Below are 1783 nucleotides of genomic sequence, written 5' to 3'. Positions count from 1 at the left end.
CGCCCGCGAGGCAGTCTCCGCCGAACGCGCCCGCATCGCGCGCGAGCTGCACGACATCGTGGTCCACGGCGTGAGCGTGATGACCATGCGCACCGGCGGGGTGCGGCTCATGCTGGGGCAGGAGCGGCAGGCCGAGCGGGAGATCCTGGCCACCGTGGAGGCGACCGGCAGGGAGGCGGTGGAGGAACTGCGGCTCATGCTCAACCTGCTGCGCGGGCCGGAGACCGACGGGACCGTTCCCTTGGCGGGGCTCGACCGCCTGGACGAACTGGCCGGCCAGATGAGCGCCGCGGGTCTGACGGTGAAGACGGAGATCCGCGGCGAGCCGGTGCCGCTGCCCCCCGGTCTGGACCTGTCGGCCTACCGGATCGTGCAGGAGGCCCTGACGAACACGCTCAAGCACGCCGGGCCCACCGAGGTGACGGTGACGGTCGGCTACCGGCCGGGCGAGCTGACGCTGGAGGTCGTGGACCGGGGCCCCACCGGGCCGCCGCCCCGGGCGGGCGAGAGCGGTTACGGACTGGTGGGGATGCGGGAGCGGGTGGCGCTGTTCGGCGGGACGCTCTCCACCGGCCCGGTCCCGGAGGGCGGGTTCCGCGTGCGGGCGGTGCTGCCGCTGTGACCGTCGGCATCGTCGTCGCCGACGACCAGGCGATGATCCGGGCCGGGCTGCGGCTGGTCATCGGCACCCAGCCGGACCTGATCGTGCTCGGCGAGGCCGCCGACGGGCGGGCCGCGATCGACCTGGTCGCCCGGCTGCGGCCGGACGTGGCGCTGCTCGACATCGACATGCCCGGCGTCGACGGCCTGGCGGCGGCGGCCGAGATCCTCGCCGCGCCGCGGCCGCCCGGCGTCATCATGCTCACCACGTACGACACCGACGAGAACCTCGACCGGGCGCTGCGCGCCGGAGTGAGCGGCTTCCTGCTCAAGGTGTCGCCACCGGAGCGGCTGTTCGCCGCCATCCGCGCCGCCGCCGGCGGGGAGGCGTTGCTCGACCCCGCGGTGACGGGCCGCGTCATCGCCGGGTACGGCCGCGTACCGAAACCGCCTGCCCCGGCCGCGGAGGGGCTGACGCCGCGCGAGCGCGAGGTGCTGCGGCTCATCGCCGGCGGTCTGTCGAACGGCGAGATCGCCGCCGCCCTCGTCATCACCGAGGCCACGGTGAGCACCCACATCAACCGCCTGCTCGCCAAGCTCGGCCTGCGCGACCGCGCCCAGGCCGTCAGGTACGCCTACGAGCGGGGCCTGGTCCGTCCCGGCGACAGCTGACGAAAGATTTCCGGCCGGCCGTGTCGATCCGGCGCCGGGGCGTTCGACGCGTCAGCGACGACGGAAAACGGAAAGCGAAAGGACGCCGTCATGCAGAAGATCACTACTTTCCTCTGGTTCGACCACCAGGCGGAGGAGGCGGCCGCCTTCTACACCTCGATCCTGCCCGGCTCACGGGTGGTGGAGGTCCACCCCGGGCCGGACGGGAAGCCGATGATGGTCGCCTTCGAGCTGGGCGGGCAGCGCTACCTGGCGCTCAACGGCAGGCCGGCGGGGTTCGGGTTCACCGACGCGATCTCCCTGTTCGTGGACTGTGAGACGCAGGAGGAGGTCGACACGTACTGGGCCGGGCTCACCGACGGAGGCGAGGAGGGGCAGTGCGGATGGCTGAAGGACCGTTACGGGCTGTCCTGGCAGATCGTCCCGAGAGAGCTGCCCCAGTTGCTGAGCCACCCCGACCCCGCGGTCGCCGGGAAGGTGGCGCAGGCCATGCAGGCCATGAAGAAGATCG

General features: G+C 72.9%; 3 protein-coding genes. All 3 read left to right on the top strand.

Annotated features, from left to right (window positions below; translation table 11 throughout):
* Positions 1-622: sensor histidine kinase (locus OUY22_RS36580; protein ID WP_270159903.1), on the top strand; the 622-nt coding region annotated here is incomplete at its 5' end.
* Complete coding sequence (locus OUY22_RS36575; protein ID WP_270159902.1) at positions 619-1272, top strand: response regulator; 654 nt, start codon at positions 619-621, stop codon at positions 1270-1272. The genes OUY22_RS36580 and OUY22_RS36575, both read left to right, overlap by 4 nt.
* Before the next feature lie 90 nt (positions 1273-1362).
* Positions 1363-1783: VOC family protein (locus OUY22_RS36570; RefSeq protein WP_270159901.1), on the top strand; the 421-nt coding region annotated here is incomplete at its 3' end.

The sequence above is a fragment of the Nonomuraea corallina genome, assembly GCF_027620315.1.
In the GTDB taxonomy this organism is placed as follows: Bacteria; Actinomycetota; Actinomycetes; order Streptosporangiales; family Streptosporangiaceae; genus Nonomuraea; species Nonomuraea corallina.
Note: the sequence above shows the minus strand (reverse complement) of the source record. Positions and strands in the feature narration are given on the sequence as shown.